The sequence below is a fragment of the Geodermatophilus sp. SYSU D00698 genome, from assembly GCF_054050335.1.
The window spans coordinates 80,853-105,541 of sequence record NZ_JBJGZD010000001.1 but is presented as its reverse complement, the minus strand read 5'-3'; the positions used below and the strand labels follow the sequence as shown (position 1 = coordinate 105,541).

The following is a 24,689-nucleotide window of genomic DNA, read 5'->3' as shown; positions in this document are numbered from 1 at the left end:
CGATCAGAACTGGTCCGGGCAGAACGGGCTCACGGGCCAGGAGAACGCCGTCGCGGCCTGGGTGACCGCGCCGGGGCTGACCTCGGTGACCCGGCCGGCCGCCTGCAGCGTGCCCAGCGAGACCCCGCCCAGGTAGGCCGCGGCCAGCGCCTCGACGTCGACGACCAGGTCGGGGTCGCCGTCGGTGGGGGCGCAGAACGCCCCTGCCGGGTGACCGCGCAGCCACCAGCGGCCGTCGTTCCACGGGCAGAACCGGTCGCGCACCTCGAGGACCATGTCGATCGGCGCCGGGTAGCGGCGCGCGGCCAGCGCCCGGCCGACGTCGACCAGCCGCAGCCACAGCCCGTCCAGCGGGCGCACCTGCAGCGCGCGCGGGTCGGCCAGCAGGTGGCGCAGCGGGTCGTCGGCGGGCGCGTAGCCGGCCTCCACGGTCCGCACGAGGTCCAGGTCGAGCAGGTACCGCCACAGCGCCGCGTAGCCGGGGGTGCTGCGCGCCCGCACGTCCTCGACGACGACCGTGCCGTCGGCCAGGCCGTCGTCGGTCCACCGGGTGCGCACGCGGAACGCGGCGAAGCCGGTGACCTCGCCGTCGGCCTCGGTGTGCAGCACGTACCGGCGGGCGCCGGCGCCGCCGCGGCGCTCGGCCGGTTCGCGCAGCGCGCGCTCCCACCAGCGCCCGTCGCGCTCGAACGTGCCGGGCACCCAGCGGCGCAGCGCCTCGTGCACCCGCGCGGCGCCGGCCCGCCACGCCTCGGGGTCGGCCGGGGCCACCGTGCCGGTGCCCAGGTCGACGCCGGGGCGGAAGGCCATGTCGCGGGTGGAGCCGCGCAGGTTCCCGCGCTGCGTCGCGGGCGCGTAGCCGAAGCGGCCGTAGATCGAGCCCTCGGAGGCCCACAGCGCGGCCAGCGGCTCGCCCTGCTGCTCGTGCAGTTCGGTGAGCTGGCGGCGCATCATCGCGGTCAGCACGCCCCGGCGGCGGTGGGTGGGGGAGACGGTCACCCAGGTGACGCCCGCGCACGGGACGACGGCGCCGGGCACGGTCACCTGCCGGCTGTAGATGCCGCCGGTGGCGGCGACCCGCCCGTCGCCGGCCCACAGCGACAGCGACCGGTCCAGCTCCGCCGTCGGCGGGACCCGCTCGGTGAAGTCGCCGATCGGGTCGTCGCCGAAGACCTCGAGCATCGCCCGGCTGAAGGCGGGCCACTCCTCGGCGGTGACGGGGCGGAGGTCGGCGGGATCGGTCACCCCTGGTGTCTACCGGGCGGGGACGGCGGCCCGCGACCGCGTTCAGCCGCGGAGGTAGGCCAGGGTCGCCATGACCCGGCTGTTGCGGTCCTCGTCGGGCGCGAGGCCGAGCTTGGCGAAGATCCGCTGGGTGTGCTTCTCCACCGCGCCCGGGGTGACCACCAGCTGCCGGGCGATCGCGGTGTTGGAGTGGCCCTCGGCGATCAGCCCGAGCACCTCGCGCTCGCGCGGGGTGAGCCGGCGCACCGGGTCGTCGGCGCGGCGGCGGGCGAACAGCTGGGCGACCACCTGCGGGTCGAGCACGGTGCCGCCGGCCACCACCTCGGCGAGCGCGGAGAGCAGCTGGTCGAGGTCGGTCACCCGGTCCTTGAGCAGGTAGCCGGCGCCGCCGCGGCCGTCGGCGAGCAGCTCGTCGGCGTAGGCCACCTCGACGTACTGCGACAGCACCAGCACCGCCGTCCCGGGCACCGCCCGGCGCACCTCGACGGCGGCGCGCAGCCCCTCGTCGGTGTGCGTGGGCGGCATCCGCACGTCGACGACGGCCACGTCGGGCCGGTGCTCGCCCACGGCGCGCACCAGCGACGGGCCGTCGCCGACCGCGGCCACCACGGTGGTGCCCGCCTCCTCGAGCAGCCGGACCAGCCCCTCGCGGAGCAGGACCGAGTCCTCGGCGAGCACCACCCGCAGCGGCCGGCCGTCCGGGGTCAGGCCCACGGCAGCTCGGCGGTGGTCCGGGTCGGGCCGCCGCGCGGGCTGTCGACGGTCAGCACGCCGTCGACGGCGCGCAGCCGGTCGGCGAGCCCGGCCAGGCCGTGCCCGGGCACCAGCAGCGCCCCGCCCTCGCCGTCGTCCTCGACGACGACCCGCAGCACGTCGCCGGCCCGCCGCACCTCGACCCGGCACACGCCGGCCCCGCTGTGCTTGGCCACGTTGGCCAGCGCCTCGCTGACGACGAAGTAGGCGGTGTTCTCCGTGACCGGCGCCGGCCGCTCGTCGGGCAGGTCGACGGCGAGCTCCACCGGCACCGGCGAGCGGGCGGCCAGCGCGGCCAGCGCCGCGGGGAGACCGCGGTCGGCGAGCACCGGCGGGGCGATGCCGCGGGACAGCGCCCGCAGCTCCTCCAGCGCCTCCTTGGCGAGGACGCCGGCCTCGGCGAGCGTCGTGCGGGCGGCGGCGGGGTCGCGCTCGAGCTGGCGCTGGGCGCGGGAGAGGTCCATGCCCAGGCGGACGAGGTGCTGCTGCGGGCCGTCGTGGATGTCGCGCTCCAGCCGGCGCAGCGCCACCGCCTCGGCGGCGACGGCGGCGTCGCGGCCGCGGGAGAGCCGGCCGATCTCGGCCTGGGCGGCGGCGCGGGAGGTGAGCACCACCCGGCCGAGCTGCGCCTGCAGCAGCGCGACCGCCCGGACGGCGAAGGGGAGCACGGCCGCGGCGACCAGGCCGATCGCCGTGTAGCCGACGATCCGCAGCGGGGTGCCGCCGTCGAAGCCGAGCAGCTCGAACAGGTCCTCGTTGCCCTCCTGCGGCAGCGCCCAGTCCCACAGCCCGTAGGTGATCCCGCCGAGCGCGAGCGCCCAGAACGTGACCGTGACGACGAAGGCCAGGACGGCGAGCGGGAACCGGGCGACGGCGTGCAGCACGTCGAGCCAGGACTGCGGGTCGCGCAGCGGGGTCAGCAGCCGGCGCACCCGGCCGCCGTCGGGGGTCAGGTAGGCCGGGCGGGGGACCGGGTGGCCCAGCACCGCGGGCAGCTGCGCCCGCTCGAGCGCGGCGAACCCGCGGGCGGCGAGCAGGGTGAGCGCGAGGACGGCGAGGCCGACCCAGATCACCACGGTGCCGACGCCGACGGCGACGCCGGTCACGGCGACGACGAAGGCGGCGATCCCGACCGGCAGCGACAGCAGCGCGTAGCCGGAGTCGACGAGCAGCCGGCGCAGGAGGCCGGCGTGCGGTGGGGCGGCGGTCGCGGAGGGCATCACGAGGGTGTCGGTGGTCATGCAGCGAGCCTGCTGGCGCGGGGGCGCCCGGCCGATCCCGTCAGCCGGTCGATCCGCTGTCGGGCTGGCCCGACACCCGCTGCGCTGCTCATGTCGCCGGCGATGCTCCCGGTCACGGCGGGCCGGTGTCCAGCGTCCTGGCTAGTGTCGGGCGCGATCCCGAGCGCGCCGACGGCGCCGTGCCCCCGCGCGGCCGCGTGCCCGGCTGGACGGAGGTCGCCCGTGCACCCGAGGTCGGTACCCGTCGCGCTCAGCGCGCTCCTGCTGGCCGCCGGCTGCACGGCGTCCACCGCCGCGGAGGAGGACGGGGGCGGCACCACCCCGGTCGCGACCTCCGCACCGGACCAGCGGCTGACCGTCGTCGCCGACGCCGAGCCCGCGGCATCGGCCGTCAGCGCCAGCCGCGCGCTGTTCGACGGGGCCGGCGTGGTCGTCGTCGCCCCCGAGGGCGACCGGGCGGCGACCCTGCTCGGCGCCTCGGCCGCGGTCGGCCTGGGCGTGCCGCTGCTGCTGGACCCCGAGGGCGAGGACGCCGACGCTGCCGTCGCCGAGGAGATCGGCCGGCTGGGCGCGCGCACGGTCCTCGCCGTGGGCGCCGACACCGCACCCGGCGACGCCGACGTCGTCGGCGTCCCGGCCGGTGCCGAGGCGGTCGCCGCCGCCACACGCCTCGACCTCGCCGACGCCGACCCGGTGCCGGCCGACGGCGAGGCAGCCGCCGTCGCGGCGCTCGACCCCGACCGACCCGCGGCCCTGCGCCCCGAGGAGGACGGAGCCGCGGCCGAGGGCGAGGCCGACGGCGAGCTGCCCGCGGTCACCCGCGCCGAGCCGCTCGAGGGCACCGTCGTCCTGGCCGACGGCGACCCGGGGTCGCTGGCCGGCGTCGCCACCGCCCGGGCTGCCGGCGCGCGCGTGCAGGTGACCGGCGGGCAGACCGACCCGCGGGGGTCGGCCGACGCGGTCGAGGCGGTGTCCGGCGCGGAGACCGTCGTCGCCCTGGGCGCGGGGTTCGGCGCGGAGGACGGCCTGGACTGGAAGGTGGAGACCGCGGCGACCGGCACCCAGCTGCCCGGCGGCGGGCAGACGCTGTTCCCGCAGCACTTCATGGTGGCGCTCTACGGCCACCCGGGCACCGGCGCGCTCGGCGTGCTCGGCGAGCAGGACGTGCAGGCGAGCGTCCAGCGGGCCCGCGACCACGCCGCGCCCTACGAGTCGCTGGTCCCCGACGCCACCGTCGTCCCGGCCTTCGAGATCATCGCGACGGTGGCCTCGGAGTTCCCGACCGACGGCAACGACTACTCCTACGAGGCGCCGCTGGAGCAGATCCGCCCGTGGGTGGAGGCCGCGGGGGAGGCCGGCCTCTACGTCGTCCTGGACCTGCAGCCCGGGCGCACCGACTTCGTCACCCAGGCCGAGCTGTACCGGCCGCTGCTGGAGCTGCCGCACGTCGGGCTGGCGCTGGACCCCGAGTGGCGGCTGGCGCCGAACCAGGTGCACCTCACGCAGATCGGCTCGGTCGGCATCGACGAGGTGAACCGGGTGGTGACCTGGCTGGCCGACCTCACCCGCGAGAACCGGCTGCCGCAGAAGCTGCTCGTGCTGCACCAGTTCCGGGTGGACATGATCCCCGGCCGCGAGCAGGTCGACCTGTCCCGCGACGAGGTCGCCGTCATGGTGCACGCCGACGGGCAGGGCCCGCAGGGGAGCAAGCAGGACACGTGGCGGGTGCTGCACGGCATCGGCCCCGAGGGGCTGGCCTGGGGCTGGAAGAACTTCTACGACGAGGACTCGCCGATGCTCACGCCCGAGCAGACGATCGCGCAGGTCTCCCCGCGACCCCAGCTCGTCACCTACCAGTAGTCCCCCTGTGTGACGAAGCGGTCACCCCCGGGAGTTAGCGTCGCCCCGCGCCCGGGACGCACGGGCGGCACACCGAGGGGACCACGCACACATGCAGCGACGCAGGTACTGGGCCGCGGTCGCGGCCGCACTCGCGGTGACCGCCGGGGCGGCGACGCCCGCGGCGGCCGCCCCGGCGGCAGCGGCCACCGACGAGCTCGACCTCACCCTGTTGGCCACCACCGACCTGCACGGTCGGGTGCAGGACTGGGACTACTTCAAGGACGCGCCCTACACCGAGTCGGCGCGCTTCGCCACGGGCCTGGCCCGGGTCGGCTCGGTCGTCGACAACGTGCGTGCCGCGCGCGGCGAGGAGAGCGTCCTGGTCGTCGACAACGGCGACTTCCTGCAGGGCACGCCGCTGAGCTACTACTACGCGCGGCAGGAGCCGGTCACCGGGACCGGCGCCGAGCACCCGATGGCCGCTGCCTACGACGCCGTCGGCTACGACGCCCAGGTCGTCGGCAACCACGAGTTCAACTACGGCCTGGACCTCCTGCAGGCCTACGCCGACGACGTCGACCACCCGGTGCTCGGCGCCAACGTCGTCGACGCCGCGACCGGTGAGCCCCACCTGCCGCCCTACACGCTGCAGCGGATGCACGTCCCCGGCCACAAGCCGGTCACCGTGGGCATCCTCGGCCTGACCACGCCGGGCTCGGCGATCTGGGACCGCGGCAACGTCGAGGGCCGCGTCGAGTTCGAGGACATGGTCGAGGCGGCGGAGCGCTGGGTGCCGATCGTCGACGAGCAGGCCGACGTCGTCGTGGTGCTGTCGCACGCCGGCGTGGGCGGCACGTCGTCCTACGACGAGTCGCAGGCCCCCACCGAGAACCCGACCGACGTCATCGCCCGGACGGTCCCCGGCATCGACGCCATGGTCGTCGGCCACACCCACCGGAACGCCCCGAGTCAGGTGGTCGAGAACGAGGTCACCGGCGACGGCGTGCTGCTCACCCAGCCCTACCGCTGGGGCGCCACGGTGTCCCAGGTCGACATCGGGCTCGAGAAGGTCCGCGGCCAGTGGGACGTCGTCAGCACCGCGGCCACGGCGCTGCGCACCGACGCGTACCCCGAGGACCCGGAGGTGCTCGCCGCGACCGACGAGGCACACCGGACGACGGTCGGCTACGTCAACCAGGTGGTCGCGACCTCCACCGAGGAGCTCTCGGCCGTGACCAGCCGGTACGAGGACACCGCGATCCTCGACTTCATCCAGGACGTGCAGACCGACACCGTCGACGCCGCCCTGGAGGGCACGCAGTACGCGGACCTGCCGGTGCTGTCGATCGCCGCGCCGTTCAGCCGGGACGCCGTCTTCCCGGAGGGCGAGGTGACCATCCGCGACATCGCCGGGCTCTACGTCTACGACAACACGCTGCAGGCGGTGCAGATGACCGGCGCCGAGATCCGCGCCTACCTCGAGCACTCCGCGAAGTACTTCTCGCAGACGTCCGACCCGGCGGTGGACCCCACGACGATCGCCGGGGTCAACGGGACGCCGGACTACAACTACGACGTCCTGTCCGGGGTCTCCTACGACATCGACGTGGCCGAGCCGGTGGGCGAGCGCATCACCCGCCTGCAGCACCCGGACGGCTCGGCGGTCGAGGCCGACGACGTCTTCGTGGTCGCGGTGAACAACTACCGGCGCTCGGGCGGCGGCGGCTTCCCGCACGTCGCAGCCGCTCCGGTGGTCTACGACCAGCAGCTGGAGATCCGGCAGCTGCTCATCGACAGTGCACAGGCGTCCGGTGAGATCGACCCGGCCGACTTCGCGGTCGACAACTGGCAGCTGGTGGTGAACGGGCAGCCGCTGGTGTCCTGACGCACCCGCCCCACCTCACACCCGACCGCCCCGCCGGAGCCCTCCGGCGGGGCGGTCGGCGTCCGGGACGGTCAGCCCGCCGGGGACTCCCGTTCCGTCGGTCCTCCGTGGTGGACTACCGCCCGTCGACGGGGATGGCGACCGAGGAGAGGTGGTCCGCGTGACCAGCGTGCTGACCGGGGTGTCCGACGAGCTCGACCCGCGACTGCTCGAGCACCGGCGGGAGCTGACCGGCTACTGCTACCGGATGCTGGGGTCGTCGTTCGACGCCGACGACGCGGTGCAGGAGACGCTGGTGCGGGCGTGGAAGAGCTTCGGCTCGTTCGAGGGCCGTTCCTCGCTGCGCTCCTGGCTGTACCGGATCGCCACCAACGTCTGCCTCGACCAGCTCTCCGGGCGGCAGCGCCGGGCCCTGCCCATGGACCTCTCCGGCTCGCCGTGGTCGCCGGTGGAGGCGTCCCTGGCCGCCAAGCGGCCGGCCGATGCCTGGGTCGAGCCGGTCCTCGACCGCGCGGTCCTGCCCGAGGACGGCGACCCGGCCGAGCGTGCGGTGGCGCGCGAGTCGGTGCGGCTGGCCTTCGTGGCGGCGCTGCAGCACCTGCCGCCGCGGCAGCGCGCCGTCCTCCTGCTGCGCGACGTGCTGCGCTGGCACGCCGACGAGGTCGCCGCCCTGCTCGAGACCACCGTCGCCTCGGTCAACAGTGCCCTGCAGCGGGCCCGCGCCACGCTGGCGGCCATGGGCGGCACCCCGGAGGAGCGGCCGCTGGACGCCGACCACCGCGAGCTGCTGGACCGCTACCTGGACGCCTTCGAGCGGTACGACATCGACGCCTTCGTCGCCCTGCTGCACGAGGACGCCACCCAGCACATGCCGCCGTTCGAGATGTGGCTGGGCAGCGCCGCCGACATCGGCACCTGGATGCTCGGCCCGGGTAGCGGCTGCCGGAACTCCCGGCTGCTGCTCACCGAGGCCAACGGCAGCCCGGCGGTCGCGCAGTGGCGCCCCACGGACGAGGGCGGCCACACCCCCTGGGCGCTGCACGTCCTGGAGATCGAGGACGGCCGGATCCGGCACATCACCAGCTTCCTCGACCTCGACAACGACCTGTTCGCCCGGCTCGGCCTGCCGCTCACCCCGGACGCGGCGCCCGCCGCCGGCTGACCCCCCGCCCTCCTCCACCGCCGCCTCCCACCCGCCCGGGTCGGGAGGCGGCGGCGCGTCGAGGGGTTGCTCCAGGTACCCCCAGGGGGTATACACGGCGGCATCCACGGAGGAGGGGACATGCACAGTGACCACGTCCACCGGACGCCCACCACGGACCGGCCCGCGGGCTCCGGGAGGAACGCCGTTCCCTGGGCCGCGGCGGTGCAGGCCACGCTGCACTGCCTCACCGGCTGTGCCATCGGCGAGGTCCTCGGGATGGTCATCGGGACCAGCCTGGGCCTGTCCACCTGGGCCACGGTCGCCCTGGCCGTCGCGCTGGCCTTCGTCTTCGGCTACGCCCTGACGATGCGCGGTGTCCTGCGCGCGGGCCTGACGTTCCGCCGGGCGCTGCGCGTGGCGCTGGCGGCCGACACCGTCTCGATCGCGGTGATGGAGCTGGTCGACAACGCCGTCCTGGTCGGCGTCCCGGGTGCGATGGAGGCCGGCGTCGGCTCGGCGTTCTTCTGGCTGTCCCTGGCCGCCGCCCTGGCGGTGGCGTTCGTCGTCACCCTGCCGGTCAACCGCTGGCTCATGGGGCGCGGCCTCGGCCACGCCGTCGTCCACGCCCGCCACTGACCGCCGCTCACGGCCGGTGCACGGGCCGCCCGCCGTCGACCGGGCCGGACGGTCCTGCGGTCACCAGGGCCGACCCCAGGCCGAACCGGCCCCGCAGCCGCCGGGCCCAGGCCTCCGGTGCGCGGTCGAACTCGGCACCGACGACCGTCGTGACCACGACGATGACCGCGACGGCGAGCAGCCAGCCCACCAGCGCGAGCGTCACGCCGAACAGGCCGTACCTGCGGCTGTAGGACTCCATGAGCAGGGGCATGTAGACCGCGGTGGCCACGGCGTAGAGGGCCGAGCAGGCGGCCGCCAGGGCGCCCGTGGGGAGCAGTCGCCGCCAGGCGAGGCGGCCCCCGAGCAGCAACCAGGGGGTCGAGGTCCACAGCAGGCAGCTCGCCACCAGGTGGCCGGTCCAGCCCAGCACCCGCGGGACGGAGCCGGGGGCCACCAGCCCGTGCAGGAACGACAGCAGCACGATCTCGAGCAGCAGCGCGGCGATGCCCAGCAGCGCGTCGACCGACCCGCGGAGGCCGGCGCGCTGCGGGAGGCGCCAGGCCTGCTCGTACATCCGCTGCAGCCGGCGCGCCAGTGAGACGCCGGAGAACACCAGCAGGACGACGCTGAGCACGCCGACGCCGGCGTCCCCGGCTGCTGCGAACAGCTTCTCCACGTCCGCGGCGGCCGCACCGGTCAGCCGGAACCGGTCGATCACGATCTCGGCGACCAGAGGCGCGTCGTCCCCCGGGGCCAGCAGGGACACGAGCAGGAGCAGCGGGATCAGCGCGGTGAACGCCTGGGCGGAGACGGCCATGGCCCGGTCGACGCCGCGCTGGTCCAGGAAGGCGGCGACACACCGGCCCGGGAACGTCGTCGCCGGCGGTTCGGTGACCGTGCCCGACCCCTGCGTCACCGTTCGACGCTGACCGCTGCCGGCACGGAGGCGCATCGTCCCGGCCGCATGAGCCCGGGTGGCGCGGCCGAGGATGGGGCCCGTGAAGATCTACGTGTCGTCGGACATGGAGGGCACCGCGGGTGTCGTCGACTGGGCGCAGTGCCGCGGCCCGGGCGGGGAGTACGAGCACTACCGGCGGCTGCTGCAGGACGAGGTGAACGCGGCGATCGCGGGCGCGATGGACGCCGGTGCCACCGAGTTCCTCGTCAACGACTCGCACTCGACGATGCAGAACCTGCGGCCCGGCGAGCTGCTCGGCAACGCCCGCCACCTCGCCGGCCGGCACAAGCCGATGTACATGATGGAGGGGCTGGACGGCTCCTTCGACGCCGTCTTCCTCGTCAGCTACCACGGCTCGATGTCCGGGCCGGCCTCGGTGCTGTCGCACACCTACAACCCGGCGGCGGTCGCCCGCGTGCGGCTGAACGGCGTCGAGGTGGGGGAGTCGGGCATCAACGCGCTGGTCGCCCTCGGCCACGGCGTGCCGGTCGTGCTGGTCACCGGCGACGAGACGACGGCCGAGGAGGCGCGCGCGGTGTGCCCGGGGATCGAGACCGCCGTCGTCAAGCGGTCGGTCACCCGGTTCGCGGCCGAGAGCCTGCACCCGGCCGAGGCGTGCGCGCTCATCCGCGAGCGGGCGGCCGCCGCCGTGCGGGGCCTGTCCGCCGCCGGCCTCCCGGCGATCGAGCTGCCGGCGACGCTGGAGGTCACCTTCCGGAACGCGGACCTGGCCGAGCTGGCCTGCCGGGTCGTCGGGGTCGAGCGCACCGGGACCCTCGACGTCCGGATCGCCGACGACGACCCGGTCGCCCTCTACCGGACGTTCGTCACCGTCGTGCTGCTCACCCGCGGGTTCACCGACTGAGCGGCGTCCGGCGGGGCTAGATGCGGGTCAGCCAGACCACCGGCGGCCGGGCGCGCCGCGCGGCGAAGGCGTCCAGTTGCGCCTGGCTCGGACGGCAGCCGCCCGGACAGTCGAACTCCACGGCCTGCCCGTCGACCCACCCGACGGCCGCCGGCCGCCGGCAGTTCGGGCAGTCCTCCCACGTGACCCGCTCGCTGGCTTCCACGGTGTCGCCTCCCGGTCCCGGGGATGCCCGGGGACGGGAGAGGACCTGGGCGCGCTGTTCGATCCAGGGACCCCTCGTCGGGAGAACGGTAGCCCTGCGATCCGGGCGCAAACGCCGGGATCGCGGACGGCGTGTTCCGGTTAACCCACGTTCCGCGTCCGGCGCCGGCCGGGGCCCGGGGGCGCCCTCCGGGAGGACCCGTCGCCCTCCCGGTCCCGCTACGTTGCCGGTCATGTCGTCGTCGAGCCCGCCGGGCGCGGGGACCGACCCGGCACCGCTGCCCACGGCCGAGCTGCACGTGCACGTCGAGGGGACCCTGGAGCCGGAGCTGGCCCTCGCGCTGGCGGCCCGCAACCGGATCCCGCTGCGCTTCCGCGGTCTCGTCGAGCTGCGTCGCGCCTACGCCTTCCGCGACCTGCAGTCCTTCCTCGACCTGTACTACGAGCTCTCCGCGGTGCTCCGGCAGCCGCAGGACTTCGCCGACCTCGCCGGGGCATACCTCGCCCGGGCGTCGGCGCAGGGCGTGCGGCACGCCGAGGTCTTCGTCGACCCTCAGGCGCACCTGACGCGCGGGGTGCCGCTGGAGGTCGTCATGGAGGGCCTCGGCGAGGCGTTGGGCGCCGCCGAGGAGCGGTACGGGATCACCGCCCGGCTGATCGCCTGCTTCCTGCGGGACCGCGACCCGGCCGAGGCCGAGGCGCTGCTGCCGCGACTGCTGCCGTATCGGGACCTGGTCATCGGGGTCGGTCTCGACAGCGCCGAGGTCGGCCACCCGGCTGCGCCGTTCGAGCGGGTCTTCGCCCGTGCCGCCGGCGAGGGGTTGCACCGGGTGGCGCACGCCGGTGAGGAGGGGCCGCCGGACCACGTGTGGGCGGCGCTGGACCGGCTCGGTGTGGAACGGATCGACCACGGCATCCGGAGCCTGGAGGACGACGGACTGGTGGCCCGGCTGCGCGAGGAGCAGATCCCGCTGACCGTGTGCCCGCTGTCGAACGTGGCGCTGCGCTGCGTCGACCGGCTGGCCGGGCACCCGCTGCGCCGCATGCTCGCCCTGGGCCTCGCCGTCACGGTGAACTCCGACGACCCCGCCTACTTCGGCGGGTACCTGCACGACAACGTCGTCGCCGTCACGCGGGCGCTGGGTCTCACTCCGGAGCACCGGCGGCGGCTGGCCGAGAACAGCTTCCGGGCCAGCTTCCTGCCCGAGGAGGCCAAGGCGCGGCACCTGGCCGCCGTGGCCGCCCACCGGTCCTGAGCCTCCGGTGGCGCGTGGAGTGGGTGACCGGGATCGACCGGCACGGCCAGCCGGGAAGGCTGAGTTCCCCGGCGTCCCCTTCGGCTGATCAGAGCGTTGTCCGCCCTACACCGTGCCTCCGGCTGAACAGGTCAGGTGGTCACGTCGGGTCCGTCGCCGTGCGGCCGGCGCGGACGGCGGTCACCACGGCGGTGACCTCGTCCACGACCAGTTGCGGCTGGCTGCCGGCGATGTCGTGGTCGCTGGTGGGGGAGACGACGTGGTGGGAGCCGGGCACCAGCGCGGCCAGCTCTGCCTGTTGCTCGCTCCAGAGCTCCTCGCGCGCCTCGTCGAGGCTTCCGGGCGGGAACTCCGCAGGTCGCCGGCTGAGCACCGAGAGCGGCATCGGCTGCAGCGGCCGCTCCGCGAGGGCCGTCGCAGTCTGGTTCTCGGCGGTGCAGATGTCGATCTGCTCGGGATCGGTCACCCGTGGCTCCATCCGGCAGAGCGCAGCCCGTAGTCCCGGCCACTCCTCGGGCGGGACGAACTGCTCGACGATCGCGGTCGTGCGCTCGTGGGTAGCGGGGTGGACGCCGTCGATGAGCACCAGGCCGGCGACGTCGTCCGGGTGGCGGCTGGCGTAGAGCAGATCGAACAACCCGCCGTTGGACGCGCCGGCGAGCACGTACGGCCCGGGCACGCCGGCGGCCGCGAGCAGCGCCCGCAGGTCGTTCACGCGGTCCTCCGCCGTGCGCGGCGTCGGCGCCGGATCGCTGCGGCCTTCCGCCCCCGCCTGGCCGGCCGGGTCGTAGCTGCAGACCCGGGTGAGGTCGGACAGCCGCTGCTGGAGCGGGTGCCAGAAGTGGGCCAGTCCGTTGTCGAACACGACGGTGGGACTGCCGTCGCCGGTGCACTGGAGGAAGAGCTGCCGGCCGTCGACCTCGTGCCAGCCGTCGTGGTCGCCCTCCGGGACGAGGGTGGGTGGTGCCGGGCTGGCCGAGACCTGGTCGATCAGACCGTCCGAGACGCCGAGGGCCACGGCGATCCGCTGCCCCGACTCCGCGTCGCCGAGCGCCATGGCCTGGTCGGCGCGGGGTGGGTACGCGAAGCCGGTGAACGTGGCCGGGCCGACGTCGGACAGCGCGGTCCGGAACGCCTCGAGGAGCTGTTCCGGTGGCTGCACGGTTTGCAGTTCAGGCGTGAGATGGTCCCGGACCTGTCCGGCGGTGAGACTGGCGGCGCCGCCGCCGAGCTGCTCGAAGACCCAGGCCAGCTGGTCGCCGAGCGGGCCGTCCGGCAGCCGGTGTTGCGGGCGGCAGCCGTGCAGCGCGTAGGCGTCGAAGGCGGAGCAGTAGCGAGCCGCTCCCTGTTCCGGACCGGATGCCTCCGAGTCGGCGCAGGCTGCGGCGAGCGCGGTGACCACCGCACAGGCCGCGACTGCGGCGTTGTTCCGCATGGCGGGACCTCCTTGATCGGGTCGGTCCTGGGTCGCCCCCCGTGGGTCGGTCGGCACCGCTGGCGGCCCGCCGGGGAGTTCAGGCGGGTTCGCGACGGATGAACGTCAGTGCCCCGGCCAGCACGATGGCCGCGGTGTAGCCGGCGAAGAGCAGGCCACCGGCGGCCGGGGACAGGATCGACGCCTCGTCGCCATCGAGCACCGCGTCGGCCGCCCCGCTCGGCAGCCAGGGCTGCACCTCCTGGGTGCGTGTGACGATCGGGATGAGCTCCTCGACGGCGAACTTCCAGAGCAGCACGGCCACCAGGGCGACCGTGCTGCTGCGCACCAGGGCGCCCAGCCCGACGGCCAGCACGGCCCACAGGCCCGCCAGTACCACGCCTCCGGCGATGCCGTGGACCAGCCCGGACCCGGCGGTGACCTGGCCTCCCGAGACCAGGACCGCCACGGCTCCCGTGAGCATCGCGACCGCGGCGCCCAGTGCGGCCAGGACGGCTCCGTAGCCGGCGGCGACGGCGGCCTTGGCGACCAGGACGCGTCCGCGCCGCGGCACCTGCAGCAACGTGGCGACGACGGTGCCGTGCTGCAACTCCCCGGTCGTGGCCAGCACGGCGACGATCACGGCGAGGAACCACAGTGGCCGGCTGGGTGCGACGGCGAGCTCGGCGAGCGTCGGGGTCCCGCCGTTGCCGGCGGCGATCTGGACGCCCGCGTAGCCGATGGCGGCGGAGCCGACCGCGCCGACCACCAGGACGGCGAGTGGCAGCACGAGCGTGCGGAGCTTGAGGGTCTCGGTCGCGAGGAGCCGGGTCATGATCGGCGCACCTCCTGCTCGGTGAGCTGGAGGAAGACGTGCTCGAGGTCGGGCCGTTCGGCCTGCATCTCGTAGACGGCCAGGCCGGCGGCGGCGACGGCCTGGCCGACCTGCTGGGTGCTCGCGCCGGTGGCGATGACCTCGTCCGGTTCACGCAGCTGCGCGGCGATGCCCCGGGCTGCCAGCACCTCGTACAGCACCGACGCCTGCGGGGTGCGCACACGGACGACCGCCGCCTGCGAGCCGGTGATGCCGGCGAGGCTGCCCTGGGTGATCAGCCGGCCGTTCCGGATGATCACGACGTGGTCGGCCGACAGCGCGAGCTCGGCCAACTGGTGGCTGGAGAGCAGCACCGTGCCGCCCTGCTCGACCCGCGCCCGGAGCAGCCCCCGGAGCCAGTGGACGCCGGCCGGGTCCAGCCCATTGGCCGGCTCGTCCAGTACGAGGAGCGGAGGGTTCCCGAGCAGCGCCCCGGCCAGCGCCAGGCGCCGGCGCATGCCGAGGGAGAAGCCCCCCACCCGCCGCCGCGCGGCTCCGGTGAGGTCCACCTGGTCGAGGACCTCGTCCACGCGCCCCGGGGGTATCCGGTGGGGTCGTGCGACGACGCGCAGGTGGTCGCGGGCGGTCCTCCGTGGGTGGAACCCGTCGGCCTCCAGCGCCGCGCCCACCACGAACGGTGGCCGGTCCAGCTGGGCGTAGGGCCGACCGCCGACCAGGGCGGTGCCCGACGTCGGTCGCGTCAGGCCGAGGATGGCCCGCAACGTCGTCGTCTTCCCGGCGCCGTTGGGTCCCACGAAGCCGGTGATGGTGCCCTCGCCGACGACGAAGCTCAGGTCGTCGACCGCCCGGACCGCCCGGAAGCACTTGGTGAGTCCGGACACGGCGATGGCGTCCATGGCGTCCTCCCGCGCAACCTCGAGCGCTGCCGACGCTAGGGCGGCGGGCCTGCACGCTCGTCGGCCCGCGGTCCAGAACCGGCTCAGCCGGCGGGATGAGACGCCGTGTCCCCGGGGCGGACCACCCCGGTCTCGTAGGCCGTGACGACCAGTTGCGGGCGGTCGCGCACCTGGAGCTTCGCGAGCAGCCGCGAGACGTGCGTCTTCGCCGTGGCCTCGCTGATGAGCAGCCGCGAGGCGATCTCGGTGTTGGACAGACCCTGACCGACCAGTCCGAGGACCTCCCGCTCCCGCTCGGTGAGACCGTCCAGCCGCCGCGCCTCGGCGGCCGGTACCGCTCCGCGCCGGCGGATGGTGGTCTCCACGAGGCGGCGGGTGGCGGCCGGGTCGATGAGCGCGTCGCCCGCTGCCACGATCCGCACCGCGTCGAACACCCGCTCCGGCGGCGCGTCCTTGAGCAGGAAGCCGCGCGCCCCCGCCTGGATCGCCGCGTACAGGTACTCGTCGAGGTCGAAGGTGGTGAGCACCAGCACGGCGACGTCGCGTGTGCCCGGGTCGGCGGCCAGTCGGCGGATCGCCTCGATGCCGTCCATCCCCGGCATCCGGATGTCCATCAGGACGACGTCGGGCCGGGTGGCACGCGCCTGCTCGAGCGCGGCCAGCCCGTCACCGGCCTCACCGACGACCTGGATGTCGGGAGCGTGCTCGAAGAGCGCCCGTAGCCCGGCTCGGACCAGCGGCTGGTCGTCGACGATGAGGGCAGCGATCACCGGGTCACCTCCGCGTAGGGAATCCGGGCTTCCACCCGCCAGCCACGCACGGGAGCCGGGCCGCTGGTGACCGTCCCGCCGTAGAGCGCCACGCGTTCCCGCATGCCGACCGTGCCGTGACCGGTCGGACCTCCGGAGTCGGCCCGCTCCGCCGGGCGCGGCCCGCCGCTGCGACCCTCGTCCTCGACGCAGACGGTGAGCAGGCCCGCCCCGGCGCGCACCGCCAGCCGAGCCGTCGTGGGCGCGGCATGCCGGAGCACGTTGGTCAACGCCTCCTGCACCACCCGGTAGGCGGTGAGCGACACCCCCGGAGGGACGTCGTCGAGCGGGCCCTCCGTCCGCACGTCGACGGTCACCCCGGCGTCGACCACCTGCGACACGAGCTCGTGCAGCCGCCCGAGGCTCGGCGCGGGATCGAGGACGGCCGCCTCCTCCTCGTCCTGGTCCCGCAGGATGGCGACCAGGCGTCGCATCTCTGCGAGCGCCGCCCGGGTCAGCCCCTCGATCTGGGCGAGCATCGCGCGTTCCCGGTCCGGATCGGTGCCCACCGCCAGCCGAGCGCCGCCGGCCTGCATCGCGATGACGCTCATGCTGTGCGCGAGCACGTCGTGCAGCTCGCGAGCCATGCGCAGCCGCTCGGCGGCGACGGCGGAGCGGGCCAGTTCCAGGCGTGCCTGCTCGAGTTCGGCAGCCCGTCGCCCGTTCTCGCGCGCCAGCACCTGCAGTGTCCGGACGACGGCGCCCAGGCACCAGGCGGCGGTGATGGTCAGGAGGTAGAGGACCGTCGACGGCCAGCCGGGAAAGAGCGGCTCCAACCGGAGGAGAACGACTGTCCCCGTGACCACCGCGGCGAGGTGCAGCAGCGCCCAGCGGCGGTTCAGCGTCGCCGCGCTGCCGTAGACGACGAAGAGCACGGCCGGCCCGAGCAGGTGCCCGGGCAGGCCGAGCACGCCGACGAAGACGGCCGCGGTGAGGAGCAGCTGGATCAGCGCCGCCCACGGGTTGACCCGCCGCCAGGCCACTGAACCGCCGTGCAGCACCGCGACGAGCCTTGCCGGCAGCAGCATGTCGGTGTTCCCGACCAGCCCGACCGCCTCGGTCGCCAGCACGAAGCCCGCGTAGGCACAGACGGCCGCGAACGCGACGTCCAGCGCCAGCGACCGGGACCCCAGCCGCTGGACCGACCACCACGCGACGTGGCCCGTCACCGGTCCCACCGTAGGGGCATCCCGCAGACCGTGGGCCACTCGCTCGCGTCGGGCGGGACCCCGACGAGGCTCACGGACGCGGGCCCGGAGACGTCGATGGCCCGACTCGCGGGGCACCTGCGAGCGGTGCCCCGCGCCGCCGCCCACGAGAACCCGAGGCGCCTCGACGTCGCGGAGGAGGTCGGCCGCCCGGGCCGTCACCGGCGAACTCGGCGCACGGGTGGTGATGCGACGCAAACGCCCTGCTGACCTGGACAGACGGGCATCCGAGCTGGTCGACACGTGGAGCGGGTGACGGGAATCGAACTCGCATGGCCGGCTCGGAAGGCGGGATCCCTTGGATCTGTCGGTGCTGGTCAGGGGGTTGTCAGGGTGTCCGAGACGGCCCGCATGACCACTGTGTGACCAATCGCTCTTCGGCTACTCCGGCCGCTCGCTGTCGTCAGGCGCTGACGCCCGGCCCTACCGCTCCTCGAAGAAGTCCTCGTCGACGCGTTCGAGGACGAAGCTCTCGCGGTCCTGGGCGCCGATGTTGTGCACCCGGGCCTCCGAGCGGTGCGTCATGACCGCTACCGGGCAGAGCGCAGGCATCTCAAGGGACTCCGATGCGCGTCCCCACGCCTCTCGAGCGTCAGCTGCCCGGACTGGACCGCCGCCGAGAGGCACCCGTTCACCGAGCCTCGACACACGATCGGGCAGCACGAGGTCGAGCCTTCCCGACGACGGTGCGGACCCCGTCGAAGCCGGGGCGAGACCCATCGAACCTGAGGTGCACGAGGTGTGTCCCTCTTGATCTCGGCGACCTCCAGTGCCGACAGATGGGCTGTGGCGAGGTGCCCCAGTGGAAGCCGGCCAGATCGGGGACCCGTGCGCGGGTCACCGTTGGTGTCACTCGGATCCCGCAGCCGGCTCCGGGTCAGCCGCTACCGGCGGTGGTGCAGGGGATGTCCGGGTCAACGCGTCGCGCAGGGCTGCGCGCGTCGATATGCCGAGCTTGGGGAAGATCCGGTACAGGTGGCCGGAGACCGTGCGGGGGGACAGGTAGAGACGGCTTCCGATCTGCTTGTTGGTCAGCCCGGAAGCGGCCAGCGAGGCGATCTGGTGCTCCTGTGGTGTCAGCGTCGCCGCCGCGGCTGGCTCGGTGCGGGAACCGTGCGTCAGACCGCTGGCACGCATCTCCTGCTCCACACGAGTGACCCAGGGGTGCGCGCCCAGGCTCTCGAACTGCTCCCGAGCAGCGGTCAGCTGGAGTCGGGCCGCCGACATCGCCCGGTTTCGCCGCAGGTGTTCGCCGTAGGCCAGTTGCACGCGTGCCCGCTCGAACGGGAACGCCTCGGCGCCGCGGACGCCCAGGGCCGCTCGGTAGAGATCGCCGGCGTCCTCACCGGAGGCCGCGAGCGCCGCTGACCCCGAGGCGAGCAGGGCCAGGCGCGGTCGGAGCCGGAAGACCTCGGCCCGCTGCATGGCGGTGACGTGTGCCGCAGCCTCCGCGGAACGCCCGGTGCGGACCGCCGCCTCCACCAGGTCCTTGGCGACCCACATGGCGACCGGGACGTGAGGCGCCAGGAGGCCCGGAGGGCTGATGGCGGTCGTTCGGCGGTAGGCCTCCTCGTAGTCGCCTCGACCGAGGGCGGCCAGGGCCCTGACCCGGTTGGCGAAGTGCTCGAGCACCGTCGCGCCCCGGGGCGCCGCCCAGGCCACGAGCTCCTCGGTCAGGGACCCGGTGGCCTCGTCGTCGCCACAGGCCGCGGCGAGCAGCGCGCGGCAGTAGACGCCGGGCAGGGAGATCAGCTGGTACCCCAGCAGCTCGCTCCAGGCGATGCCCTCGTCGGCCATCCGCGCCGCCTCGTCCCACCGTCCCCCGCGGAAGGCGTCGTGGCAGAGCATCATCAACGCCTGGACGGCGGACGTGGCCGCCCCGCCGTCGCGCCCGTCCCGGACGACCCTCGACAGCGCCGAGCGGCAGGCCGACACGCGATCGACGTAGAAGGCCGCGATGGCGACCCGCACGATCCGGGTGGGGTCGACCTCGGCGCCGAGCGTGGCGATGAGCCGGTCCAGCCGGTCCAGCTCGCTCGACGTCGCGCGGACGGCGGGAGCGCCGTACAGGTTGCTCGACACCGTCAGGACCGGTGAGACCCCCGGCCCCAGCCGGGTCACCGCCGAGTCGAACGGGCGCCACGGCTCGTCCCGTCCGCTGAAGTGGCAGACCAGCATCAGGCTGTGCAGCGCCTCGTCGACGGCCGGGCCGGTGCGCCCCTGCTCCACGGCGTCCTCGATCACCCGGGAGAGCATGGCGTGGGCGGTGTCGACGTCCCCCTCCCCGTTGAGGAGGTGGTAGGCGGCGGCCACCGTGACCTCGAGGGGCTCCGCACTGTCCGGGTCGGCGCGGCGGGCCTCACCGAGCAGGCGGGGGACACTGTCCAACTTCCCTGCTGTGTCGGCACCGAGATAGGCGGCTGCGGCCAGCCGCCGCGCACGGTCCGCGCCACGGGGGCTCAGCTCCGCGGCGCGGAGCCGGGCGTGCACGGCCCGGACGACGTCACCCTTGTGCAGGGCCCGGGAGGCGGCCACCTCGAGCAACGCGGCCGTCGGCTCGTCCGGGCCGCTCGCGGCCTCGGCCAGGTGCCAGGCGCGACGTTCCGGGTCGTCGGCGTGCAGGTCCGCGAGGAGGGCATGGGTCCGCCGGCGCTCGCCGGTGGTGGCCAGCTCCACCGCGGCCGCGCCGATCAGGGGATGCCGGAGGGCCACCCGGTTGGTGGTCGAGTCGACCCGGACCAGCCCGTCTCGCTCGGCGGGCGCCAGGTCGTCCAGCCAGCTGTCACCGGAGGAGCCCGCGCGCAGCGCCCGGAGGTCCCCGGTCCCGTCCAGGGCGGTCAGCAGGAGCAGCCGGCGCGTGGCCGCCGGCAGCGTGCGCAGCCGGCGGGCGAACAGCCTCTGGAGCTGACCGGTCAGCGGGAGGACGGGCGGCAGGGGGTTCCGCGCGACGCGCTGGTCCTCCGTCATCGTCGCGGGCAGCTCGAGGAGGGCGAGCGGGTTCCCCTGCGCCGCCGCGATGATGTGCCGGCGGACCGGCGTGGCGAGATCCGGGAACCGGCTGGCCAGCAGCTGCGTCGCCGCGAGCTCGTCGAGGGGGGACACCTCGTGCTCCGGCAGGCCGGCGTGCAGCAGGGAGGACTCGGTCTCGCTCCGTACCGCGGCGAGGAACCCGAGACGGCTGCCTGCCAGACGGCGGGCGACGAACCCGAGGACCCGCGCGGTCGAGCGGTCCACCCACTGCACGTCGTCGACGACCACCAGGACCGGTTGCTGCTCCGCGAGGTGGCGGAGCAGGGCGAGCGCGGCGGCGGAGATCACGAGCTGGCCGCCGGTGCGACCGGTGCCCGTGCCGAGAGCGACCGACAGTGCCTCCTGCTGTGGCCGCGGGAGTGCCTGCACCTGGTCGTGCAGGGGGAGGAACAGTTGGTGGAGCCCGGCGAAGCTGACCTCGGCCTCGAACTCGACCCCGGCCGCTCGCAGCACCCGCATCCCCGAGCCTTCGGCCGCTCGGCCGGCGACGTCGAGGAGCACGGTCTTGCCGACCCCCGGTCCTCCGCTCAGGAGCAGTGCGTCCCCGTGGTGGGCAGCCCGACCGAGGAAGGCCTCGAGGAGCTGCAGTTCCGCCATCCGCCCGACCAGGTCGGCGCGCTCGCTGTCGCCGAGGACGGGGGTGTCCTCCATCGGACGTCCTCTCGGCTGGGCGCCGGTCAGCGCGGGACGACGCGGCTCCGGTCGTCAGGACCGGCGGCGACGAGAGTCTCTCCCAGGGCACCGGCCGGCGACCAGCCACAGGCGCATCGCCAGGACGAGTCGGGTGACTCGTGCGCCGGGGACCTCGGCGCCTCCATGCTGCGCCGGCTGTGTCGGATGCCCAGGAGAGACCGATGTCCGTGCCCGCCGGGACCACGAACGGAACGACGCTGCCCGCGTCGTTCGACGCGCTGACCGTGTCGCAGGTGACCGTGGGCGAGGTGTCGCTGCGGGTCCGGGCCGGCGGGTCGGGGCCGCCGATGCTGCTCCTGCACGGCTACCCCGAGACCCACCTGGCCTGGGGTCTTGTGGCCGGCGACCTGGCGGAGGACTTCACGGTGGTCGCCCCCGACCTGCGCGGGTACGGGGACAGCTCCAAGCCGGCAGCCGTCCCCGGCCACGAGAACTACGGCAAGCGGGCCATGGCCGAGGACTGCGTCGACCTGATGCGCCGGCTCGGGTTCGACCGTTTCGACGTCGCCGGACACGACCGCGGGGGCCGGGTCGCCTACCGGATGGCGCTCGACCACCCCGGGGCGGTTCACCGGCTCACCGTGATGGACGTGATCCCGACCGGGGAGGTCTGGGCACGCGCCGATGCCCGCTTCGCCCTCGGCTACTGGCACTGGGCCTTCCTGGCCCAGCCGCACCCCCTCCCGGAGCAGCTCATCGGCGCCGACCCCGAGTTCTTCCTCTTCGACGCCGAGTTCGGCGGCGCCATCCGCCGGTTCCCGCCGGCGGCGGTGGCGGACTACGTCCGGTGTGCTCGGGACCCGGCCGCGATCCGGGCGATGTGCGAGGACTACCGCGCCGGGGCCACGTGTGATCGGCAGTGGGACGACGAGGACCACGCGGCGGGCCGCCGGATCACCTGCCCGACCCAGGTCCTGTGGGCCGGCCAGGGAGCCCTGGCGGCCTGGTACGACACCCTCGCCATCTGGCGCGACTGGGCCGCCGACGTGTCCGGACGCGCCCTGGACTGTGGCCACTTCCTGGTCGAGGAACGTCCGCAGGAGGTCCTGGCCGCCCTCCGGGAGTTCCACGCGGTGAGGTAGGTCTCGACCGAGTCAGCCGTCCGGCCCCGGACCCCCGCGTGCCGAGCCCAGCGCCTGGCCCCACCACATCGGCAGGTCAGTTGACCGTTGCTCCGGCCGCACCACCGCGACGAGGGTCCCACCGCGAGAGGTCCGGGGCGGACGCGGGGATCGCGGCAGCCGAGGGACGGGAGGAGCGAGGGGCGGCCGTCACCACCGAGGCGGGCGTGGCCGTCGTCGACGAGGACCGGGGGAGCGGGTCGTCCTGGTCACGGCGGGCCGCTGACCGCCGACGCCTGGGACCCGCGACCGAAGCAGGGGGCTCCGGCCCGCTGTCGGGCCGTCGCCTGTGACCGCCGCCCACGACCGCCGGAGTGGTGGCCGCTCGCCCCAGCACCGGGCTCTGTCAACCGCCACATCGGGAGGATTCGTCATGACCGACACCACCGCCCCCACCGTCGCCCTCGTCCACGGCGCCTTCGCCGACAGCTCCGGCTGGAACGGCGTCATCGCCGGCCTCGCGGCCGCCGGGGTGCGGGCCCAGGCGATCTCCAACCCGTTGCGCGGCCTCGCTCACGACGCCGCCTACGTCGCCAGTGCGCTCGGGCAGATCCCCGGCCCGGTGATCGCCGTCGGCCACTCCTACGGCGGGGCGGTCCTCACCAACGCGGGGACGCGACCGGGCAACGTGGTCGCTCTGGTCTACGTCGCCGCCTTCGCCCCGGACGAGGGGGAGACGCTCGCGGAGATCGAGAACGGTTCCGTCGACAGCGTCCTCAACAGCGCTCTCGTCCAACTCCGGTACCCCACCGGTCAGGGGAGCGAGACCGAGGTCGAGGTCGCGATCGATCCGGAGAAGTTCCACGACGCCTTCGCCGCCGACGTGCCGCTCGCGGACAGCGCGTTGATGGCCGCCACCCAGCGGCCGGTGGCCATGCGGGGATTCACCGAGTCGACCCGTGCGCCGGCATGGAGAGCCCTGCCGTGCTGGGCGGTCATCCCGACCGGCGACAAGGCCGCGGGAAGCGACGTCGTCCGGAACATGGCCCAGCGTGCCGGCATGACCATCAGCGAGGTGGAGGGCTCGCACGTCGCCTTCGTCACCAAGCCGCAGCCGGTTATCGACGCGATCCTGCAGGCGATGGAGGCCGTGGGCCACCGTGTCGCCGGCCGCGCTCCGGCAGGGGTCTGAGCCGTGTCAGATCCCGGGCCGCCCGTGATGTCGGTACCGGACGACCTGGCCGCCAACCTCCGGCGCACCGAGGTGCAGCGCGGCCCCTCGTCGATCCCCGGGCGGGAGATCGTGCAGGTGCTCACCGAGATCCCGGTGGGCGTGGAATCGGGCTGGCACACCCACCCCGGCGAGGAGGTGGGCTACATCCTCGCCGGGACGGTGGAGATGCAGGTCAGGGACGCCGACACCGTGACCCTGCAGGCCGGCGACGGCTTCCTCATCCCCCCGCGGACTCCGCACAACGCCCGCGACGTCGGCCCGGGCACAGGACGGATGCTGTCCACCTACGTCGTCGAGGTCGGACAGCCCTTGGCGACCTTCGCCGGCTGATGGTGCTCCGGACCGGCTGACCGTCTGCTCGAGCAGGATCGACCGCCGGTCGCGGGCCGCCCCACGTCCCGACGCCCGAACCGGCGCCGCGGCGCTCTCCGGACACCCCGCACCGGGAGAACCGATGTCACCGATGCCGGTAGGTGTCGCGACCCGACGCTCGGCCAGGTCCGAGTCCCGGTCCGGGACAGCCGACGACCGGCAACGCCCGGACCGGTCGCACCGTCGGCGACCGGTTCCACCGGCTCATCCGGACTCGGAGGTGGCGATGCCCCATGCGCTGGTCGTGGTGGCGGTGCCCGGTGACGTGAAGTCCACCGTCGCGCTGATCACCGCTGCACTCCACGGACGCCGGGTGCCGCTCTTCGCGACGATCGACCACGCCGCAGGCGCGGAGGAGGCCGGCCTGCAGCTGCAGGACGAAGTGCTGCTGATCTTCGGCAACCCCGCGGTCGGCACGGCGCTCATGCAGGCCGATCCGCGTGCCGGTGTGGACCTGCCGCTACGCCTGCTGGTGTGGTCGGAGTCCGGTAGCACGCACCTCGCCTACCACGACCCTCGGGAGCTGGCCGACAGGTACGAACTCGGCGGCCAGCTTTCCGTGCTCACCGTCCTCCACGATCTCCTCGCGGGTCTCGTCACGACGACGATCAACGGCGGCGACCGCGGTCCACCGTCCGCCTGACCTGCAGAGGACCGACTCGTGCCCCGCCTGCGGCCGTCCGGGACGCCCGCGATCGCGGGCAGCGTGCCGTCGCGGCGGGACCACGGGCCGGGCTCCTCGGCGACGCCGGGTGGTGGCAGACCCCGCTGTGGCGGTGGGCCGCTCACGTCGTCGTGATCTACCGCCGGGTGGCGGCCGAGCGGCTCGCGATGCCGGTGGAGGAGACCGCCCGGCGAGTCGCCGGGGGGCACGGCCTCGAGCTCACCAGGCCTTGCAGGGCCGCCCGACGTGACCCGTTCATGACCCACGCGGCGGGGAACAGGGGCCTGAAAGGGTTCGAACGAGCCGTCCGGAGGCTCCTCCAGAGCTCCTCCAGAGGGCCTCACGGGCCGGTTGACCTGCGGTGACACGTGGAGCGGGTGACGGGAATCGAACCCGCATGGCCAGCTTGGAAGGCTGGGGCTCTGCCATTGAGCTACACCCGCGAGGTGCCGCACCAGCGTA

Annotated in this window: 21 protein-coding genes and 1 tRNA gene; 10 read left to right on the top strand and 12 right to left on the bottom strand. The window is 74.6% G+C overall.

Annotated features, from left to right (window positions below; all coding sequences use genetic code 11):
- Positions 1–3: 3 nt before the first annotated feature.
- The 3 genes from ACI8AB_RS00515 to ACI8AB_RS00505 are packed head-to-tail and all read right to left on the bottom strand — an operon-like array spanning position 4 to position 3,239.
- Positions 4–1,245, bottom strand: coding sequence for a GNAT family N-acetyltransferase (locus ACI8AB_RS00515; RefSeq protein WP_456948529.1), 1,242 nt, complete (start codon positions 1,243–1,245; stop codon positions 4–6).
- Positions 1,246–1,287: 42 nt separating this feature from the next.
- The gene (locus ACI8AB_RS00510) at positions 1,288–1,959 is read right to left on the bottom strand and encodes a response regulator (RefSeq protein ID WP_456902484.1); all 672 of its coding nucleotides are present in this window, start codon (positions 1,957–1,959) and stop codon (positions 1,288–1,290) included.
- Positions 1,950–3,239 carry a sensor histidine kinase gene (locus ACI8AB_RS00505; protein ID WP_456948528.1) on the bottom strand — a complete coding sequence of 430 codons (1,290 nt, stop codon included), beginning with the start codon at positions 3,237–3,239 and terminating at the stop codon, positions 1,950–1,952. Before ACI8AB_RS00505 ends, ACI8AB_RS00510 begins: the two co-directional genes overlap by 10 nt.
- Positions 3,240–3,461: 222 nt before the next feature.
- Here ACI8AB_RS00505 and ACI8AB_RS00500 point away from each other — a divergent pair, with 222 nt between their 5' ends.
- The 4 genes from ACI8AB_RS00500 (at position 3,462) to ACI8AB_RS00485 (ending at position 8,746) form a co-directional block, all read left to right on the top strand.
- A complete protein-coding gene (locus ACI8AB_RS00500; protein ID WP_456948527.1) occupies positions 3,462–5,099 on the top strand; it encodes a hypothetical protein in 1,638 nt (545 codons plus the stop codon).
- 91 nt (positions 5,100–5,190) lie between these two features.
- Positions 5,191–6,966: a bifunctional metallophosphatase/5'-nucleotidase gene (locus ACI8AB_RS00495; RefSeq protein ID WP_456948526.1), complete on the top strand. Its 1,776-nt coding sequence runs from the start codon at positions 5,191–5,193 to the stop codon at positions 6,964–6,966.
- A gap of 160 nt (positions 6,967–7,126) precedes the next feature.
- Entirely contained in the window at positions 7,127–8,128 is a 1,002-nt protein-coding gene (locus ACI8AB_RS00490) for a sigma-70 family RNA polymerase sigma factor (protein ID WP_456948525.1), read from the top strand.
- Positions 8,129–8,248: 120 nt separating this feature from the next.
- The gene (locus tag ACI8AB_RS00485; RefSeq protein ID WP_456948524.1) at positions 8,249–8,746 is read left to right on the top strand and encodes a DUF4396 domain-containing protein; all 498 of its coding nucleotides are present in this window, start codon (positions 8,249–8,251) and stop codon (positions 8,744–8,746) included.
- 7 nt (positions 8,747–8,753) lie between these two features.
- Here ACI8AB_RS00485 and ACI8AB_RS00480 read toward each other — a convergent pair whose 3' ends face one another.
- Positions 8,754–9,644, bottom strand: a complete 891-nt coding sequence (locus ACI8AB_RS00480) for a YhjD/YihY/BrkB family envelope integrity protein (protein WP_456948523.1) — start codon at positions 9,642–9,644, stop codon at positions 8,754–8,756.
- Positions 9,645–9,726: 82 nt separating this feature from the next.
- Here ACI8AB_RS00480 and ACI8AB_RS00475 point away from each other — a divergent pair, with 82 nt between their 5' ends.
- The gene (locus tag ACI8AB_RS00475; RefSeq protein WP_456948522.1) at positions 9,727–10,551 is read left to right on the top strand and encodes a M55 family metallopeptidase; all 825 of its coding nucleotides are present in this window, start codon (positions 9,727–9,729) and stop codon (positions 10,549–10,551) included.
- 16 nt (positions 10,552–10,567) lie between these two features.
- Here ACI8AB_RS00475 and ACI8AB_RS00470 read toward each other — a convergent pair whose 3' ends face one another.
- Positions 10,568–10,756 carry a hypothetical protein gene (locus tag ACI8AB_RS00470; RefSeq protein WP_456948521.1) on the bottom strand — a complete coding sequence of 63 codons (189 nt, stop codon included), beginning with the start codon at positions 10,754–10,756 and terminating at the stop codon, positions 10,568–10,570.
- A gap of 232 nt (positions 10,757–10,988) precedes the next feature.
- On the opposite strand from ACI8AB_RS00470, the gene ACI8AB_RS00465 reads away from it, so the two are divergent.
- Positions 10,989–12,011: an adenosine deaminase gene (locus ACI8AB_RS00465; RefSeq protein WP_456948520.1), complete on the top strand. Its 1,023-nt coding sequence runs from the start codon at positions 10,989–10,991 to the stop codon at positions 12,009–12,011.
- A 139-nt stretch (positions 12,012–12,150) separates the two neighbouring features.
- On the opposite strand, the gene ACI8AB_RS00460 is transcribed toward ACI8AB_RS00465, so the two are convergent.
- The 6 genes from ACI8AB_RS00460 to ACI8AB_RS00435 all read right to left on the bottom strand — a co-directional run bounded on the left by ACI8AB_RS00460 (position 12,151) and on the right by ACI8AB_RS00435 (position 20,854).
- Complete coding sequence (locus ACI8AB_RS00460; protein WP_456948519.1) at positions 12,151–13,446, bottom strand: alpha/beta fold hydrolase; 1,296 nt, start codon at positions 13,444–13,446, stop codon at positions 12,151–12,153.
- A gap of 79 nt (positions 13,447–13,525) precedes the next feature.
- Positions 13,526–14,260, bottom strand: coding sequence for a hypothetical protein (locus tag ACI8AB_RS00455; protein ID WP_456948518.1), 735 nt, complete (start codon positions 14,258–14,260; stop codon positions 13,526–13,528).
- Entirely contained in the window at positions 14,257–15,156 is a 900-nt protein-coding gene (locus tag ACI8AB_RS00450) for an ATP-binding cassette domain-containing protein (protein WP_456948517.1), read from the bottom strand. Before ACI8AB_RS00450 ends, ACI8AB_RS00455 begins: the two co-directional genes overlap by 4 nt.
- 83 nt (positions 15,157–15,239) lie before the next feature.
- Positions 15,240–15,926: a response regulator gene (locus tag ACI8AB_RS00445; RefSeq protein ID WP_456948516.1), complete on the bottom strand. Its 687-nt coding sequence runs from the start codon at positions 15,924–15,926 to the stop codon at positions 15,240–15,242.
- Positions 15,923–17,134, bottom strand: coding sequence for a sensor histidine kinase (locus ACI8AB_RS00440; protein WP_456948515.1), 1,212 nt, complete (start codon positions 17,132–17,134; stop codon positions 15,923–15,925). Before ACI8AB_RS00440 ends, ACI8AB_RS00445 begins: the two co-directional genes overlap by 4 nt.
- 888 nt (positions 17,135–18,022) lie before the next feature.
- Positions 18,023–20,854, bottom strand: a complete 2,832-nt coding sequence (locus ACI8AB_RS00435) for an AAA family ATPase (RefSeq protein WP_456948514.1) — start codon at positions 20,852–20,854, stop codon at positions 18,023–18,025.
- Positions 20,855–21,057: 203 nt separating this feature from the next.
- Here ACI8AB_RS00435 and ACI8AB_RS00430 point away from each other — a divergent pair, with 203 nt between their 5' ends.
- The 4 genes from ACI8AB_RS00430 (at position 21,058) to ACI8AB_RS00415 (ending at position 24,206) form a co-directional block, all read left to right on the top strand.
- A complete protein-coding gene (locus ACI8AB_RS00430) occupies positions 21,058–21,978 on the top strand; it encodes an alpha/beta fold hydrolase (protein WP_456948513.1) in 921 nt (306 codons plus the stop codon).
- Between the two features lie 412 nt (positions 21,979–22,390).
- A complete protein-coding gene (locus tag ACI8AB_RS00425) occupies positions 22,391–23,149 on the top strand; it encodes an alpha/beta fold hydrolase (protein WP_456948512.1) in 759 nt (252 codons plus the stop codon).
- 27 nt (positions 23,150–23,176) lie between these two features.
- Positions 23,177–23,521, top strand: a complete 345-nt coding sequence (locus ACI8AB_RS00420; protein WP_456948511.1) for a cupin domain-containing protein — start codon at positions 23,177–23,179, stop codon at positions 23,519–23,521.
- Positions 23,522–23,789: 268 nt separating this feature from the next.
- Positions 23,790–24,206 carry a DUF302 domain-containing protein gene (locus ACI8AB_RS00415; RefSeq protein WP_456948510.1) on the top strand — a complete coding sequence of 139 codons (417 nt, stop codon included), beginning with the start codon at positions 23,790–23,792 and terminating at the stop codon, positions 24,204–24,206.
- Positions 24,207–24,596: 390 nt separating this feature from the next.
- Here ACI8AB_RS00415 and ACI8AB_RS00410 read toward each other — a convergent pair.
- A tRNA-Gly gene (locus tag ACI8AB_RS00410) sits at positions 24,597–24,670 on the bottom strand.
- Positions 24,671–24,689 lie beyond the last annotated feature (19 nt).